Origin of the sequence: Citrobacter sp. CK202 (assembly GCF_030333225.1) — a bacterium.
Taxonomy (GTDB): domain Bacteria; phylum Pseudomonadota; class Gammaproteobacteria; order Enterobacterales; family Enterobacteriaceae; genus Citrobacter_B; species Citrobacter_B koseri.
On the sequence record NZ_JAOWGI010000026.1, the window covers coordinates 234831 to 253817 of the forward strand.

Sequence of the window (18987 nt, forward strand, 5' to 3'; positions counted from 1 at the left end):
GTCACCTTTCTGAAGTGCTGGGCTGTTTTTGCAAAGCGGTCATTGCAGAAAATGCGTGGGGAAAATGGCGGACAATCTGCGCAAAAAATGACCGGGCTTGTTGAATGGGATAGAAATGATCGCCGTCAATCACCACCGGGCCTGTAACGTGGCTCAGCCACTGACGCCAGGCATCGACCTGCTGCCAGGAGGCTTCGCGATCGTGGCTGCCGCACAATAACAGCGCAGGCGTGCGCAGCGGCGGACAGACGTCGGGCGAGTCGTAGTGATAGCTCTCGGTGGCGTAAAAATCAGCGCGCAGAAGAGGAAGAAACAGCGACATTAATTCCTGGTTTTCCCGCAGTTCAGGAGAACATCCGCCAATGTCTATCAGTTCAGCGATAAAGTCGGCATCATCGCGATGGCTGAGCTGGCGTTCAGAATGCAGATGCGGGGCATGGCACCCGGAAATAATCAGTCCTTGCGGCGCATGCCTCCGTTGCTCCAGAAGTCGGCAGGTTTCAAACGCCACCTGCGCCCCCATGCTGTGCCCGGCGAGTAAAAGCGGCGTGTCAGGCGATATGGATGCTTCCAGCTCGTTCGCCAGCAGTGCCGCCAGTTGTGTAATGCTTCTGAGCGGTTCCAGATGGCGAAGGCGATCGCGCCCCGGCCAGATCACCAGAGAAAGCGCGCAATCAGCCAGTTGCTCAGCTTGCCAGTGGCGAAACGCGCTACTGCTGCCGCCAGCGAAAGGGCACATGACCAGATGCGCAGTATTGCCGTTCCGGGCGGGCCACAGCGGGATGCACATTACAGATTGCGTCACAGCGCCTCCTTATCATCATCGTTGTAGAAACCGGCTAACCGGTCGTGGTGCGGCGGCGTCAGGCGTCTGATCTCCGCATTGCCGGTCTTACGTAAAATCTGCTGCCATAACCGTGATAACGCGATCTGATGTACGCTTTGGCAGGCCGCTGGTGGATGTTCGCCCGCCAGATGGCTGCGCAACTGGTGTAGCAACCAGCTGACGCCCTCCGGCCCGACGGTTTCGCAGCAGTCACGCCAGCTCAGGGGCGCCGCGCTGCGCGTCAGACCCGGCGGATCGCGCAGGATCTCCGGTCTGCGGTAGAGACTGTGGGCGTTCTCCTGATGGTCTGCGACAAACAGGCTGGATGACCAGATGACGGGGCCGTAGCTCGCCTCCAGCGAAAGATGACCTTCCGGCCAGCCCAGCAGCAGGCGGTGCATGATAAGGCTATGCATATCTGGATCGTCAGGATCGAGATAGCGCTGAAGCAGCAGACAGGCTTCTCCCTCCGGCCAGAAGAGTCTCAGACAGTGAAAATCGCTAAAGCTGCCAACCACGTCGCACTCTACGGCGGCGGCATCAACGCCCAGAGCCAGCAACAACAAATCCAGCGTGGAGTAGAGCAACTGTCGGCTGGTGGTGGCGTGGACTACCGGCGGCGTCTTAGCCAGGCAGCGACGCAGCTGCTGCGCATCGCGAAGCCATGTACGTCCTGCGCGCGTATGCGGATAAAACGTGTTTATCCAATAGCGGCAGCCCTGTTCCTGCGCCAGCGTTTGTAAGGAACTGATGTCATCCGGGTGGAGGGGATGCTCCTGAATGACGTGTACGCCGCGCGCCAGAAAGTGTCTGGCAAGCTGCGTACCGGTTCCTCCGGCGACGGTCGAACGCACGACAATACAGGCGATATCCGGCATCCTGGTTATCTGTTCCGGCGAGGTATACAGCGGAATGCCAAACGCATGGGCCAGCTCTCTTGAGCGGGCGCCTCCCTGCGCCAGCAGGCCGACCAGTTCCAGCCCCTCCGGGGGCTGCATAAAGGCATTCAGGTACATTTCGCCAAATTTGGCGCCCACAATCAGTACGCGTTGTTTTGGGGAGGCGGACGGCATCATAACGTGTTCTCCGGTTGCGTTGAGGTTGCGCAAAGCCAGCGCGTAATGTGTTGCGCACAAGCCTGAACGTGAGGGGCTTCCATCATGATTTGCCAGTGGCTGGCTTCAATCACAGCGTCGTCGGCGTTGTTTATCCAGCCCTGCCACTCGGTTTCTGCTGGCGTCCAGCGCGCGGGTCTCCCGGCGGCATACACCATGAGACAGGGGACAGGAACGCTTTCGCCCGGCGTATGCTCAGTCAGTAAACGCAGCAGATGCGCGATGTTGTCGAGCCACGTTTCTGCCGCTTGCAGCGTCAGGTTTTGCGACACCATACCGGCCGTTTTAGCGAGGCTGATAAAGTCGGCAAGCTGGCTGTCGGGCGTCTGCTGGTCGAAATGTTCGGGCAGTGCCAGAGGCGTTTGTCCTTCGGCTAACAGGCGCAGCAGGGCCGCCCGGTTTTCGCAACAGAAATCCTGTCGGCACACGGGATCGATTAACGCGATCCGAACCTGTTCGCCTTTGGCGTACAGGCGCTGTGCGGCGCCCGCCGCAAGAAACGCGCCATACGACCAACCCGCCAGCACATAAGGGCCGTGAGGCTGCTGGCGACGGATGCACCCGACATATTCATCGATCATCTGGTCGAGCGTGGCAAAGCGCTGCGGCGATTTTGCTTGCAGGCCGAAAACGCGCCTGTTCAGCGCGCTGGCGAGCGGCAGCCAGGCGCTGATATCGCCGTCCGAAGCGTGGAAGACGAACAGGGTTTCGTCGCCGTCGCCCTGGCAAAGGGGTATCGGGTTGTCCTCTCCTGACGTCGCCGCCTGTAGATGGGCGCAGAAGTCGCTCAGCGTCGAATGGCTGAACAGATCCTGAAGGTTAGCCCTGGCAATCCCTCTCCGGTTTAGCTGCGCGACCATCCTTGTCGCCATCAGGCTGTCGCCGCCCAGTTCGAAAAAGTCGTGATGCCTTGCCACGGGGCGAGACAGCAGCGATTGCCAGAGTTCAGCCACCTGTTTTTCCAGCGCCGGATTCCCCCCGGCAACTGGCGTGGGTTTGGCTGGCTCAATCAGCGCATCAGACGGGGCATGCAGCGGCGTAAATAACGCTTCTCTTTGCCGGATCTGTAAAACGGGCAGACCGGTGCCAAAGCGCTGCTGTAAATAGCGGCTCACGGCTTCTTTATCCGGGCGATTTACGCCAGGCGAACGCGCCATCAGCAGATGCTGGCGCAGCGGCGACGATTCCTGCGCGGGCCACGCCAGCTCGTTTGCAAACCCGGCCTGAACGAGAACCTCCTGCCATGCGGAGCGGGTGAGCATCGGTTTCTCATCCCGGCGGCGGAAATCGCGGTATCCGCTTAATCCCTCAATAAAGCCCACGCTCGCCAGCTGGAATACGCTGTTTCGCTCCGTCGCTTCAACGATCAGCAAACGTCCGCCGGCTTTCAGCAACAGTTTTAATCTGCGCAACGTCTGGACGACATGGCTGGCGTCGTGGAGCACATTGACGGCGATGATCAGGTCGTAACCCGCTTCCGGGTGGGCGGTGAAATCCAGCGGCTGGTTGATGTCGAACAAGGCATAAGACACCCGCGATTCATCATGGAAACGGGCTCTGGCGTCATTGAGGAACTGCGCGGAGACGTCCGTGAAGTGGTACGACTGCCGCGTGTTCCGCGTGGCCTTCAGCACCGGCGCGGTAGTGGCTGCGGTTCCGGCGCCAACCTCCAGAATCCGTTCTGCGCCGCATAAGGCGGCAATCTGCGCGGTATAGCGATTCAGACAGGCGCTGGCGGGGTTGTCGCGATACAGCGCGTCGGTAACGCGATGCTGCTCGTTGAACAGCAATTCCAGCGGAGAACACCGCCCGGAGAAGAGGGCGTCGTGCCGGGCGATGCAGGTTTCCAGATACTGCGCCAGCGCCTGGCTCCATTGGCTTGGCGGGCACGCTTCCTGAGGCTCAGGAATCTCGCTGAGCGGAATGCGGCAGCGCCAGCTTTCACCTTCGCGGGTTAACCACGCTCTTTCCGTCAGACACTGTAGCCACTGGCGCAGCAGACGCTGGTGAGACGCTTGTGCGGACAGCGCCTGTACTATTGCGCTAAAGCGATGGGCGATCTCCGGCGTGGTAAACAGGCCGTGACGATTTAGCGTGGCCGCGATCCCCTGTAGCGCACGCGCCTCCAGCCAGCGCCAGGTCGCCTCCAGCTCATCAAGCTGCGCCTGCTCAGGCAACGGCAGCGCCAGTTGGGTAAGTTCGTGCTCATCAGGCGTCGCCGCTGATGGCGACGGATCGTCGGCCATCACGATATCCAGCGTCAACGCGCCCTGTTCGGTTATTTCCGCTCTGGCCTGCCGGATGCCGGGGTATTCGAGCGTCGCCTGCTCAATATCCCGCAGGTCGTAGTCCGTCTGTGCGTTCAGCGGCCAGCGTCGGCGAGGAATGTGCCCGGCGATGCCGCTGGCGAGAGTCTTCAGGCTTTCAGGGTTGGCGATGACGGCTTGCAGGATGGCGCAATAGTCATTAAACATCGCCTCGGCAGCGCCGGGTTCCAGCACGTTGTCCATGCAGTACCAGCTAAACATCAACTCGCCGTCGCTCTCCATGACCTGATGATCCAGCCAGACCTGCGGCGTTTGCGTGAACACATAGCAGGGTTCGCCGAACAGATGGCTCATTGCCTGATCGATAGTCATGCCTTCCAGCGTCATCCCCAGCATACTGGTAAACACCACCGGCATCAGCGGTTGACGTTGTGACCCGCGCAGGCGGCCCAGCTCACGGATCACCTCAACACCGTTCATTTCACTGTGCGCCATGTTTTGCCAGAGGCGCTGTTGGGTCTGTTGCATCTGCTCTTGCAACGTCACCGGCGTTGAGAAGTTAAAATCAACCAGCGTGACGGAGGTAAAATCACCAATCAACTGGTTGATTTGCGGATGGATCGGCTGGCGATTGAAGAACGTCAGGTTCAGCGTAAATGCCGTGGTGCGGCTCCAGCGCTCAAGGGTGGCGGCAAACAGCGTGAGCAGCGCGGCAGACGGTGTGACGCCTTGCTGCTGCCAGCGCTGTTTCACGGTCTGCCATTCTGTCTTGCCGATCGTCGATTTGAAGGTGGTGAAGTGTGGCGTTTCCGGGGGCGTCTCAACCACCGGCAGCTCTGGCGCTAAAGGCAGTTGCGGCAGTTTTTCCTGCCAGTAATCCCAGGCATCGTGCCATGCCGATGTCTGTCGGCGCGCCTGTTCAGCCATCACATAATCACGGAAGGTAATAGCGAGCGGCGCCAGCGTTTCACCGCGCCAGACCTGCGCCAGATCGTCCATCATGACTTTAAAACTCTGCACATCGAACTGCAAAAGGTCGAGGTTCATGTGCAGGCGGTAATGGCAATCGTCGATTTCGCTGACCACCAGCTCAAAGAGAGGCCACTGGTCGGCAGGCAAAACGCGATAGCTCAGTTCATGCCGCCGTTTTTCCAGCGCGATGCGCTGTTCTTCCGGGGAAAGCGCGCGCAGATCGTCGCGCTGGATGTGATACTCCGGCGTTGTCGCCAGGACTCGCTGTTGCCCGTCGGCATCAACCACCATACGCAACATATCGTGGCGTGCGATGAGCTGGTTCCATGCTTTCTCCAGTATGGCGAGATCGAACTCATCGTGGCGTTTATCCCACTCAAACAGGACGTGACAGGCGACGCCGCCATAGCCAATGAGGTGGGTTCGCCCCAGCCAGTAGGCGTGCTGAATGGGCGTCAAAGGGAAGGGCGCATAACGCTCGTCGGCGTCGTGCCGCAACACTTCCGGCTGCGAAGCGGCAGGCGTCGCCTCTGGCTTAGAACAGATAAGCTGCGTGAGTCCATGAGGAGACAGATCCTGCCACGCCCGTTCCGCATTGATGCGTACGCCCAGGTAGTGCTGAATATCGCTACTGAGTTCAAGGAAGAGCAGCGAGTCCATGCCGAGTTGCAACAGATCCTGGTTTGGATGCAGTGACGCCGGATCGCTCAGCCTTAGCTGAACCGCAATCCGCTTTTTCAGCCATGCCATCACCGCTGTTTCATCGCTCAGGCTGCCGTTAAAGGCGTTGTCATCAGCAGGAGGAATGACCGGCGTTGCGGCTTTTTCTGTGGCGCTGATGTTAAACAGAGCCTGTTGTAACGGGGGCATTTTGTCGGTAAAAACGCGCATCGCCAGTCGCCACGGGGCGCCGCGCATCACCGCCTGTTCCAGGTGCCAGCAGCCTTCGGCATCGCTTAACGCGCCCATACCTCGGCTGGCGAGCGTCGCCAGCATTTCCGGCGCGGCCGCCCGACCGCTTTCTCCCCATGCGCCCCAGGCGACAGAGAGCGTTTTCGGCGCATCAAGGGTGGAAAACTGCTGGGCCAGCCCGTCCAGGTAGCCGCAGGCCAGCGCATGGGCGCTCTGACCCGGCGCGCCGAGGGTGGCGGCAGCGGAAGAGTAGAGAATAAGATAGCGTCCGTCGTGGTTGCGCAGGGTTTGCAACAGCTGGTTTGCCGCCTGCGCTTTTACCGCAAAAACGGTGGCCAGCTGGTGGTCGTCAAGCTCCTGCAAGGGCGCGTCAGCCAATACGCCAGCGGCATGAATCGCTCCGGCAATGCCGCCGTTGGCCGCCAGATCGTCAAGAACCGTGGCCAGTTGCCCGGCATCGCCCACATCACAACGGCAGACGCGCGTCTGCCCGCCCTCCACATCGCGTAGCCATGACTCATCCACGCGCGGCGCCAGCAGGGCGATGCGTCGCGCCCCTTTTTCTCTGAGCCAGTTCACGGCAAGGCGGCCTAATCCGCCAAACGCTCCGGTCACCAGATGCCAGCGGTTATCGCCGGTAAACACGTTTGCCGGTAATTCGGCGGCGCATCCCGTATTGGGCGCCAGTGAAGGGAGCCAGAGGGTGTCACCCCGCGCGGCAAGCCAGCGCTGTGATTGTGAGACTGCGCTTAACCCTTGATGCAGCGTTTCCCACGGGGTGTTTTCGGCGAGATCGATGGCGGCAATCAACCGTTCCGGCTGTTCGTTGGCCGCGACGCGAAGCAAGGCCCATAGCGCGTGATGGGACGCAGAGAGTGCCTCATTGTCCTCGACTCGCCACGCGCGGCGAGTGACCACAATCAATCCGGCTGCGCTGGCGATGAGCGCTGCTATCACTTTCTCCGCTAAGGCCAGCGTATCCTCGCTCTCCTCAACAATCATCAGTCGCGAAGAGGTGTGCGGATCGTGAATGATGCCGTATTGCGCCAGCTCGTCGCTGCGCGCAAGCGTACCGGCGCTGAAGCTGAAGGTAAGCGGATGGTCAACGCTGGCGATGCTGAGGGGCGTCCAGAGCCATTGATAATGCGTCTGCGGCGCAGGAAGAGGCGCGGCGGGCGATAGCAGCAGCCACTCGCCATCAGGATGACGGGCTTCAACGCGCATCTGACCGCGGGAAAAGGCTTCGTTTTGCCAGCTTAAGCGAACCTCCTCCAGCCACTCCGGGGCGGCGACGGGGGGCGGTTCCACAGGCAGAGCGTCGCCATGACGCTGTGAGAGCAGACGCCAGGCCTCCTGCCAGCGGGCGTTAAACCGTTCAGGCTGACCTGCGCAATCAGACCAGTCGGCGAGATAATCACCGTTATCCGTCAGCGCCTGCCCCAACACGGGTTCTGATGGCGCGGTGAATGTTACGGCGCTAACCGCCTGACCGGGCAGCGTGGCGAGAATGATATGTTCGCTCATCCCGGCGGTCGGGCTGCCATCCTGCGGTAGCCACGCCACTTTGCTGAATCCGGCGTGGCGGCACTGTTGCTGCCACTGAGCGGTGGTGAGGAATAACTCACCTTCGCGGGCGTCGAGATCCTGTAGCGGAAGAACCAGCGGGCCGAAAACGAAGTCAAACAGACGCATTGGCTGGGTGATTTCGCGCATCAGCAGGCGCCCGCCCGGCTTGAGCAGGGGGCGCAGATTATCGAGCGTGCGACCAATATGGCGGGTGGCGTGAATCACGTTCGCTGCCACGATAAGATCGTAAGACTGTGCCTGGAAACCCTGAGACTGCGCCTCTTTTTCGAGATCCAGCTCGCTATACTTCACAAAATCATAGTCGGCGAATTTCTGCTGGGCGCGGCGGGTGAACAGCGCCGAGATATCGGTGAAGTGGTACTCCAGCGCCGGAACGCCGTTGAGTTCCGGCAGTAGCCACGCGGTGGTGCCGCCGGTTCCGCCGCCAACTTCAAGAATACGCAACGGCTGGCGGGGCTGACGCGTCTGGACAATGCCGCGTAATACCCCGGCGGCGATTTGGTTGAAATAGCGGCCAAAGCTGAATTCCTGATACAGCACTTCCACGCCGTCAGAGGCGCTTTGCGGGAAGATAATCGCCACCGGTTCTTCCGCGCCGCTCATCATGTCATATAACCGATCGCCGGCACGGGCGATGGTGTCGGGAATAGCCTGAAAACCTTCACAATAACCGGCAAGTTCCGTCAGCAGTGATTCCCGCTGTTGATGTTCAATGGGGCGGGCGCGAGCGTATCGCCCGTCGGTGCAGCGGTAATCGCCGTCGACCACGCAGTTATTCAGCAGGCGCTGGAGTAGCTGCTGGTAGCGGGGCAGCAGACGTCCACGGCGCATGATGGTCATGGCGTCCACGCCGTTCTCAATGGCATCGCCGGTACAGCGTTGTACCAGTTGATCGACGTAGATGGCGTGCAGTCGCGTGGCGCACTGTTTAAGCGCTTCCAGACGGGGGAGATCGAGCGCTGTCGCGGCGCGACTCGCCACCTCCAGCCCGGCAGACAGCGCTGCGTCGGCTGGCCCGCAGGCCGGGGAGACGCGCTCTTTCCAGTAACGCTCAGTATCAAACGGATAACATGGCGCAGCGATACGTTGTCCATCACCCGCCAGTAGGTCGGCCCACGGTAGGGCGACGCCGGCAGCGTAAAGCTGGAGCAGGGCCTGATTGAGGACATCGCTCGCCTCTTTGTTACGCCGGGCGCTGGCTATCCAGTATGCGTTATCGCGGTATTCGCGCTGCCCGGAAGCAACCAACTGGGCATCGGGCCCCATCTCCAGAAAAACGCGGGCACCGAGCTGATGCGCCACCTGAATACTCTGGATAAAACGCACCGGCTGGCGCATGTGTCGGCGCCAGTAATCCGCCTGGTTGAGCGTTGACTCATTAATGACGTCGGCGGTGAGCGTGGAAATAATCGGTATTTGCCCCGGCTCCGCGTGCAGCCCTGCGCAGGCGTCCTGGAACCGATCGAGTATCGGCTCCAGTAAAGCGGAGTGCGCCGCGCCGGTTACGCTCAGGCGACGATAGTTAATGTCATGCTGCGAGAGCGTGGCGCAAAATACCGCGAGACGGGCTTCCGGCCCGGAAAATACCGTATGTTGCGTACCGTTGTTGGCGGCGAGATCCAGCTCAAACTGGCGAGCCAGCGGCATCAGCGTGTCTTCGTCTGCAAATACCGCCACCATTGCGCCGCTTGCGCACTGCTGCATTAGCGCGCCGCGCCGACAAACCAGTGGCATGACCTGTTCAATCGTATAGTGTCCGCAGACGACGGCAGCGGCAAATTCACCGACGGAATGCCCAATGGCGAAGTCTGGCTTCAGTCCTTCAGCGCGCCAGTGCGCCGCCATCGCGATTTCAAACGCGACAATCGCTGGCTGCGCCCAGGCCATATTGTCCAGCTGCGCCGAATCGGGGTTAAACATCGCTTCGCACAGTGACGGCGTGAGCATTTCGCTACAGGCGGAAAAACAGCGATCCAGCGTGTCGGCAAACGCCGTTGAGTGCTGGTACATCGTTTGACCCATAGTGCGCCAGTGCGAGCCCTGGCCGGTAAACAGCCACACCTGCTTGCCGCTGGCGCCGTGGCCGCTATAAACCAGCGCCCCCGATTTCTCACCGGCCCAGTCGCTGAGCGCCGCGGCGGTTTCACGGTTTAATGGCGCCGCTAGGCGGAAGGGAAGATCGAGACGGCGCGCGTGCAGGGCCGTGAAGGCCAGAGAGCTGGCATCCGCATTCTCCCTCAGCGCCCCGGCATAATCCGTCGCCAGCCGCCGCAACGCGCTGTCGCTGGCGGCGCTGAGCAGCAGCGCGGTACTTTTTCTGCCGCTATCCGTATTGGGGAGGCGCGCGTTGAGCGCGTCGGGCAGCGAGGCGACGATCATATGGCAGTTGGTGCCGCCAATACCAAAGGAGGAGACGCCCGCATAGCGCATTTCATCCTGCCACGCCTGCGCCGACACCGGTATGGTAAAGGGACTCTCTTCAAGTTTCAGCGCCGGGTTGGGGGTATGAAAATTCAGTAAGGGTGGAATTTGCCCGCGGCTGACTGCCAGAACGGTTTTCAGCAGTCCGGCAATGCCCGCTGCGGTATCCAGATGGCCCATATTACTTTTCACGGAACCGAGCGCACAGCGCTGATCCTGCGGGCGAGGCGCATAGACGTTGCGTAACGCTTCAATTTCAATCGCGTCGCCCAGCGGTGTGCCGGTGCCGTGGGTTTCAATGTAACCTACCTGCCTGTCGTCGATGGCCGCCAGCATTAACGCCTCTTCGATGACCGCCTGTTGCCCTGCGACGGAAGGGGCGGTATAGCCGACCTTTCTGTTGCCGTCGTTGTTGACCGCGCTGGAGAGGATCACCGAGATAATCGGATCGCCTGACAGCAGCGCGTCTCTCAGGCGACGCAGCACCACGCAGCCGAGACCGTTACCGGCCCAGGTGCCCTCAGCCGAGGCGTCAAAGGGACGACAGTGACCATCAGGAGAGAAAATCATTCCGGGCTGGTAGCGGTAGCCCGCCTGCTGAGGGAAAGAGAGCGCCACGCCGCCGGCAACCGCCATATCGGATTCGCCTGCGCGCAGGCTTTCACAGGCCAGATGCACGGCAACCAGCGAGCTGGAGCAGGCGGTCTGTACCGATAACGCCGGGCCGTGCAGGTTGAGTTTGTACGCGGCGCGGGTGGCAATATAGTCTTTATCATTGCCCATCAGAGATTGCAGACCCTTTACCTGCGCGACTTCTGTCACGTTCAATGCTTCGCGACCGGGGTAGGTACTCATCCGGGAAGAGGCGAAAACGCCGGTCTTATGGGGGACGGCGCCGGGGGCATAACCGGCATGTTCCAGCGCATGCCAGACCGCCTGCAAAAACAGGCGCTGCTGCGGGTCCATCGACTCCGCTTCCTGTCGCGAATAGCCAAACAGGGTGGCGTCGAAGCAGTCGGCGTTGTCTAACACCGTACCGATATTGACATAATGAGGATCGTCAATGATGGCGGCATCCAGACCGACGGCCAGTAGCTCTTCGCGCGTAAAGCGTCGGCTGCATTCACGACCTTCCAGCAGGTTTTGCCAGAACGTTTCGCCATCCGGCGATTCAGGAAAATGGCAGGCGTAGCCGATAACCGCGACAGGTTCGCAGTCCGGGTAGTGTTGAGCGATCGATGCATCAATGGAATCTGCTGTCGGCGCAGAAGAGAAGCGCAAGTTATCCATAATCGGTCCCGTTTCCTAAGATTCACAAAGTCAATGGAACGCCAGGCGTTCGCGATGGCGTTCGCGATGGCGTTCCGGGGAAAATCAGTTTGCTTCGCGCTATATCCGCCGCTGACGACGGCGAACAGGGCGAGGACGTTTTGTTTTCTCCACCGTGGCGACGCCGGCCAGATAATCGGCCAGGGCAGCAGGAGAAGGGTGGGTGAAGAGGTCAAGCAACGTCAGGGTGGAAAATTCGTGACGTTGTAACAAAACGTGCAGTTGCACCAGATTCAGCGACGTTGCGCCCGCCTCAAAGAAGTTTTCTGCGGGCGTGACAGACTCGCCAACCACCTCGCGGAAGGCGTCGCAAATCAGGCTGACGGTGCTCTCGTCCGCCGCAATGTGTGGCTGAGAGTGCTCAGGGCATACGCGCGGTGAGCGCTCTGCGCATTGCCCTGCGTGTTTAACGGGAGGCACCAGCGCGGCGAGCGGCAGTTGCCAGCCGCTTTCATCCTCGGCCATTCGGTTTAGCAATGCGCAATATTGTTCAAACTGGCGCTCCACCTGCCCGGCAGGAAACAGCGCGGCGACAAAATCCCAGTTAAAGCGCAGTTCGCCTTCGGATTCATAAACCTGGTGATCGAGCCAGACCTGCGGCGTCTGGGAGATGCCCCAGACCGGTTTGAGCAGATTACGCCGGGCGAGGAAGTTATCCTGCTCAAAGCCCAGCGCGCTGGTAAAGACGACGGGCATCGGAACGGCTGGCACGTTTTGCCGTTGCGCCAGTTGACGCATCACGCGGATGGCCGACACATCGCGGTGGTTGAGGTTCTGGCTCAGCCGCTGCTGTAGTGACTGCGCGCTGTGCAGCCAGCTTTCGCCGGGATGCCAGCTCAGCAACATCAGCGAGGTGAAATCGCCCAGAATCTGGTTGATTTGCGGGTGCAGCGGTCGCCTGTCGAAAAGCGTAAGGTTAAGCGTGAACTCAGGCTGCGCACTCCATGCAGAGAGAACCGTTGACCACACCGATAACAGCACGGCCGACGGGGTGAGATGGGCGTCAGCCGCCCGTTTTTTCAGCCGATGCCAGCGCGTGCTGTCCAGCGCGCCGTTCAGGCGGGCGAAGCGCGGTGTTTCAACCTCCTGAGGCAAGCAGCGCAGCGGCAACGCAGGCGCCGGAGGAATATCATCAAGCTGCGCCTGCCACCATGCCAGAGAATCTGGATTGGGCGACTGTAGCGAGGGCTGTTGCAGATAATCCCTGAAGGTAACGGGCAGAGGCGGAAGCAGCTGTTGCGGGTAGCGGTAGCCGTGCTCCAGCTCCGCCAGCAGGATCTGCATGCTCAGACCGTCAAGCAACAGGTTATCCAGACACAGCCACAGGCGGGCGGGCATCCCGTCCACGTATCCGACCTGGAGATCGAATACCGGCCACACTTCGGGGTTGAGTACCTGATGCGCCAGTTTTTCGCGTACCCGCAATGCCTCTTCAGGCGTATGGAGGGTGTGTGCGGGTATCACCCAGGGGGGCGTCTGTTCGAGCACCTGTTGCTGTCCATCACGCACGATGGCGCGCAGCATATCGTGGCGGGCGATTAATCGGTTCCAGACCGTCTCCAGCCGGGTGAGATCCAGATCGGTAATTTCAAATTCAACAAAGAAATGTGAGCCGACGCCGCCCAGGGCAAAGCCTGGCTGACGCCCCACCAGGTAAGCCTGCTGCACGTCGGTAAGCGCAAAGGGCTGGTAGCGATCTTCAGGGGAGTGGACGAATGGTTGTTCAACCGGGACGTCGGTTTTCCGCAGCGTGGCGGCAAAATCCGCCAGCCGGGGATGATTAAACAGGTCGCTTAATTGCGCTTCATAACCTGCCTGATGAAGTTGCCCGGTCAGACGGGTCGCCAGCAGGCTATCGCCGCCTTGCTGGAAGAAGTCGGTTTCTCTGGTGACATTGCCAGTCGATAAGAGTTGCTGCCAGAGGGCGGCAACCTGTTTTTCAATGTCGCCCTGCGGTAAATCCGCTTCGGCCGGGTTTTCCGCTTCAGGGGTATGACGACGCTTCAGCGCCTGATAGTCAATCTTCCCGTTAGCCGTCAGCGGTAAGGCGTCGAGGAAGACGATCCGTTGCGGCACCATCCACCCCGGCAGGCGCCCGGCGAGGGCGGCCTGAAGTTGACGGGGATCGCGGCGCACCTGCCTGTCAGGGCATTGTACGAGGAAGCGTTGTAACCCCGCGACCTCATCGCCATGCTGACAGTTGAAGGCGGCTGCGCTAAATAATGCCGCCCAGTCGGCACTGTTATGCAGCAAGGCCTCCGGCTGCCCATCGGTTAACAGAAGCGTGCTGAGCAAGGCGGACGGCGTTAACTGGCGAAACTCCATCACGTAGAGCAGCGCGCCGGGAACGGCAAGCTGTTGTAATGTCGCAAGGAGCCCGGGATCTTCCGGCAGCAGACGATGCAGGGCGTTATTAAGCCAGATAATGTCCGCCGAGTGAGCGTGCGCCGCCAGCGTGTCTGCATTCCAGGGGGACAGACGGGCGCCAGGCCAGAGGGCGAGCCTCTGCCGGGCGCTCAGCAGCATCTCCTGGCTCTGCTCAAGCCCGACATACTCAATCTGTCCGGCGTTGAGCTGTGCTAACAGCGATTCTGCGGCGCGGCCAGTGCGGGTTCCCACCTCAAGCAGGCGTACCGGGCGCTGTAAGCGCTGTGCAAGCTGTTGGCAAATTGTCGCCAGTTCCTGAATATACGGGGCGCTGGCCGGATGGTTGAAGGCCAGGCTTTCCGGCGACCACTGCGCGTCGTTCAGTAACGACAGTTCGTTACGGGCGCCGCGAAGAATTTGCGATAAGGTTAAGTCATGTCCGCTGAAGTGCGGGTGTTCATCCTCGCGTTCTTCACCAGCGCAGACCTGATAACCTTCAGCAGCGGGCTTCAGTCGCCGTTGCGTCACCAGAAATGCTAACCAGCGTTCCACCACGGCCTGCCAGCGCGGCTGGATAGCGAGTGAGTTCATCAGGGGGAGAGGATCGGCGCCAGCGGTGTGACCCGGCTTCAGTTTTAACAGGCGATGCTGAAGGAAATCGGCTACCTGTTCTGCGGAGATCTCTGGCGAGATGGCGCAACAGGGCAACGTTCCCGCAAGCGTGTGCCACACCTGCGGCAGTGCCGGGTCCCGATGATCGGTAACGCAAAAAGCCTCGCCCTGAGGAACCACGTATGCCGCCAGCGTTTTTTCTTTTTCGCCGATCGCCAGAACGGTTGCTTGTTTCACCCCCGCCAACTGGCTGAGCGCGCTTTCGATTTCGCCCAGCTCGATGCGATATCCTCCGACTTTGACCTGCTTGTCGCGACGACCGAGGAACTCGATTGTGCCATCTGGCCAGTAGCAGCCGAGATCGCCGGTGCGATACCAGCGCTCGTCCGGGAGCGTCAAAAATTGCTGCTCGCTACGCAGGGGATCGTTGAAATAGCCTTCCGCGACCCCAATGCCGCCAATCCATAATTCACCCGGCACCCAGTCAGGGCAGTCCCGGCCCTGTTCATCCACCACCCGGTAGCGTTGGTTGGTTAGCGGAAAACCGTAAGGGATGGAGCGCCAGTGGGCGGGGACGTCGTGAATTTCGCAGGCGTTAGACCAGATAGACGCCTCGGTGGCGCCGCCCATCGCGATAAATTGTCCTTGTGGCCGGAAGGCCCGATAACGGGCGGGGAGGTCAAGCCCGATCCAGTCGCCGGAAAGCATCACTGCGCGCAGGTTTTCCGGCGTGGCGTCGGCGAAACCTTCACACCAGGTCAGCAGCATATCGAACAGCGCCGGGACGCTGTTCCAGAGCGTGACCTGATGGCGCTGGATCAGCTCACACCATGCGTGAGGATCGCGCCGTTGATTTTCCATCACCATCACCAGCGCGCCGCCCGCGCGCAGTACGCCAAAAATGTCGTAAACCGATAAATCAAAATGCAGGGCGGAGAGGGCCAGCACCCTGTCATGCGGGCCAACCTGATAGCGGGTATTGATATCGCAACAGGTGTTAAGCGCTCCCCGGTGAGAAATGACTACCCCTTTCGGCGTACCGGTAGAGCCGGAGGTGTAGATAATGTAGGCCGGTTGCGTGGGGGCGCGTACTACCGGGTTGGCGATCGGCTCCGCCTCAATGGCCTGCTGCCAGGCAAGGACGGGAATATCGTCTGACCCGGCGCTGGCGTCGTGCTGACAAATGAGCACCAGCCGGACGCTGGCGTCAGCGTAGATTTTCTCGCGCCGTGCGGCAGGCTGATCCAGCGAAACCGGAACGTAAACCGCCCCGGTCAGCAGGACGGCCAGAACTGCAACAAGTTGTCCTGCGCCTTTCGACATCGTGATAGCCACATTATCGCCGGGCTGAACCCCGCACTCGATTAACCTGCCTGCACAACGGCGGGCATAGTCTGTCAGCTCATGATAATTCCACTGATAACGCATGTCCGTTACCGCCAGCGCCTGCGGCTGTTGCAGAGCGATACGGAAAATGCCTTCATGCAGCAAGCCTTCGGGAATGGGGGCGCTGGTGGCGTTGACCCGTTCGCGTATCGCGCGCTGGCTGGCGGGCATCATATCTGCGAACGGCTTTTGCCAGGCGCTTTCGTCATCGCAGAGTTGGTTAATTAGCTGGCAGTAGGCGTCGAACAATGTTTCGACTAACGCCGGAGGGAACAGCGCGTCGTTGCTGTCCCATTGCAGCCAGACCTCGCCGTGATGCTCGAACGCCAGATGATCTATCCAGACCTGCGGCGTTTGCGAGATGCCCCATTCCGGCTCGCCCAACGGCGATTCTGCGCGGCTGCTGTAGAGGGAACGCCCCAGATTGCTGGTAAATACCACCGGGGCGCCGTGGGGGTAGCGCTGCTGGCGTTTGAGTTCACGGAGTAGCTCGACGCCGGACCAGTGGCGATGCTCCCAGTCCTCCGTAAACGTGAGCTGGTTTTTACGCGCCAGGTTGCTGACGGTATCGCCGTCGCAGGCGGTATCCAGCAGAAGAATATTGGTGAAGTCGGCAAGCATCGCGCCAACCGCCGGGTGCAGCGGCTGGCGGTCGAATAAGGTGATGTTAAGCAGCAGACGCGTCAGGCCGCCCCAGCGAGCCAGCACGGCAGAAAAACAGGTCGCCAGCGCCATTGTTGGCGTCACGCCATATTCGCCGGCCCGGTTGCTAAAGGCGTGCCAGCGTGTTGCCGGGACAATCATGCGGCGTCGGGTATTACGGACTTCACGCAGCGTGGCGGGTTCGCAGGCCAGCGGCAAGACGGGCGCAGGGGGAAGCGTCGATGCTTTCGCCAGCCAGTAAGCGCGCGCGTCGTCTCTCAGTGGTTGATTGATCTTCTGCTGGTGCAGCAAATACGAGCGGAAATCATAGCGGGTGTCGATAGCCGACAGCGATTCTCCGGCCAGCAGGGCGTTAAGCTCATCGAAGAAAAGCGTAAAGCTGGAGGCATCCATAATCAGCAGGTCAATATTGACATGGAGGCGGTGGCGATTGTCCGGCAAGAGCGTCAGCTGAAAATCAAACGTTTCGCCGATTTCCACGCGTAAAAGACGGTGGCTCAGGCGCTGGCGCAGTGCGTCCAGATAGGCCTGGCGGCTTTCAGCGTCGTTATGGCGTAAATCATGAACGGTGACGCCGTTCCAGTAAGGTTGCGGTAGCCAGACCTGCTGCCCGTCGGGGCGAAAGGCGATATGCAGCATTGGGTGGCGTTGCAGCAAGGTCGTGATGGCCTGCTCCAGCTGCGATGCTGTCAGACAATGGCCTTCAAACTCCTGATACAGGTGGCAACCCACGCCGCCAAGCGTCTGCCCCGGCATGCGGCCCGTCAGGTAGGCGTGCTGTACTGGCGTCAATGGGAAGGGGGTACTTTCGGTCATGTTCGGCCAGGATGATTCGTCGGGCGGCGTTTCTTCTTCCGCGTTCTCCGGCGACCGGCTGAGCATTAACTGGTTCCATGCCGCCAGCGTGGGGGCGGCATACAGCTCGCGAAGGGTAAGGCGGTAGCCATTTTTACGAAACCAGTGTAACCATCTCATCAATCTTATGGAATCCAGGCCGGCCTGGATCAGGTTGCTCTCTTCATGTAACTGCTGCGGCGTTAAATTCAGTTCCTGTATGAGCCGCTCGCGTAATTGTTGGTAATCAGCCGCGTGGCGGTTGTCCGGTAACAGCGAATCCTGAGATGGTGCGCCAGAAATCATTCTTCCTCCTGATGGCACGTCTTACCGAAAAGCATTGCTCATATGAGAATAATAATTATTAACAATTGGATGCTACCCGAAACGGGTTTATTTATGCCCGTTTCGGGTTGGTAACAGGCGGAAAGAACAGAGGCCCGGATGGGGTATCCGGGCCTCTGTCAGGGAGGAGTTTAGGGGGGCGCGACCCCGGTTACATCACGCGTTTAAAGGTCGAAGGGGTTACGCCAAACTGTTTCTGGAAGGCGGCAGAGAAATGGCTGGCGTTGGCATAGCCCAGATCGGCCGCCACCGTCATGACGGAGGTATTGCCGTTGGCCAGGCGTCTTCTGGCTTCCTGCATTCGTTCAGCCTGAAACAGGCCATAGACGCTGTTGTTGAACAGAACGCGGAAGCCTCGCTTAATTTTGAGAACGCTCAGACCGGACTCTCTGGCCAGCTCCGCGACGCCCGGCGCTTGCGTCAGATCAGCCAGCAGCAGATCCTTCGCTCGCAGCAGTTTCTGGCGTTCCATCGGGTTGAAGTGGCAGGAGAGGCAACTGGCGTCTTCGCGATGTTCATCCAGCACCAGACTGAGCATGACCAGACTTTGCCCCTGCAACCATAGCGTTGACGGCTTTTGTTCATGGCTGAAGCCGCCGTGCATGCGCATCAGCGCGTGACGCAAGGCCTGAGCCGTTAAGTGGGTTTCAGCATTACAACGCTGCTGCTGGCAACAGCAGTGGGAGTCGATCTTATTCTTAATGACCGCGCTAATATCCGGCACCCACAGCGCGAGGGTTTCAGGGCTGAAGGAGAGGGTAATGCTCTCGAATCGGCCACAATAGGAGGCGCTGCCGCGGCAGTCTGGCGTATGGGTAATGTAATGGCGATTGCGCGCAAGCTCCCAGTCGGTGCGGCGCCTGAGTCCCTGAATCGCAAAGCGCGATGTGCCTTCCAGGATGCACGAGAAGTTAATCCTGCCCAGATCGTCGTGTAGCTGCAACGTCTCAGGCCGCGCAAAATGGCCCCTCCAGAGCAAAATATCCATACCTTCCTGCAACGAACAGCGCAGCAGTTCACACTGAGCAGGAATATTGCCATCGTTTGCAGGTTTCCCGACCACCAACTGGTGAATAGAGATTTCAGATTGCGTTTGCGGTGACTCCGTCATGACCTGGTTATCTCCCTGTGGCTTAGACCAATGCGGGTATAAATAGAACCGAATGGGGTAGATGAGTTATTGATAATGGTTATTATTCACATTAATTCTCAGAACGCCACCCTGAATTGTCGTTTTTGGCGTCCGTAAAAATTCATCAGGAAATTCAGTTACTCCCATGTCATCTCAATCATCCAATACTGAATCGCTGTCCCGATTTCCTCTCTGGCAGGTGATTACACCGGTTCGCAG

5 protein-coding genes are annotated in these 18987 nt (G+C 59.9%); all 5 read right to left on the bottom strand.

Going from position 1 to position 18987, the window contains the following annotated elements:
• Position 1: 1 nt before the first annotated feature.
• The 5 genes from ybtT to ybtA all read right to left on the bottom strand — a co-directional run bounded on the left by ybtT (position 2) and on the right by ybtA (position 18747).
• Positions 2–805: a yersiniabactin biosynthesis thioesterase YbtT gene (gene ybtT, locus OGX84_RS14020; protein ID WP_286458093.1), complete on the bottom strand. Its 804-nt coding sequence runs from the start codon at positions 803–805 to the stop codon at positions 2–4.
• On the bottom strand, positions 802–1902 hold the full coding sequence (gene ybtU / locus OGX84_RS14025; protein WP_286458094.1) for a yersiniabactin biosynthesis oxidoreductase YbtU: 1101 nt from the start codon (positions 1900–1902) through the stop codon (positions 802–804). The genes ybtT and ybtU overlap by 4 nt, the downstream gene beginning before the upstream one ends.
• Positions 1899–11390, bottom strand: a complete 9492-nt coding sequence (gene irp1 / locus OGX84_RS14030) for a yersiniabactin polyketide synthase HMWP1 (protein WP_286458095.1) — start codon at positions 11388–11390, stop codon at positions 1899–1901. Before irp1 ends, ybtU begins: the two co-directional genes overlap by 4 nt.
• A 99-nt stretch (positions 11391–11489) precedes the next feature.
• Positions 11490–17597 carry a yersiniabactin non-ribosomal peptide synthetase HMWP2 gene (gene irp2 / locus OGX84_RS14035; RefSeq protein ID WP_286458096.1) on the bottom strand — a complete coding sequence of 2036 codons (6108 nt, stop codon included), beginning with the start codon at positions 17595–17597 and terminating at the stop codon, positions 11490–11492.
• 190 nt (positions 17598–17787) lie between these two features.
• Complete coding sequence (gene ybtA / locus OGX84_RS14040; RefSeq protein ID WP_047051938.1) at positions 17788–18747, bottom strand: yersiniabactin transcriptional regulator YbtA; 960 nt, start codon at positions 18745–18747, stop codon at positions 17788–17790.
• Positions 18748–18987: the final 240 nt, after the last annotated feature.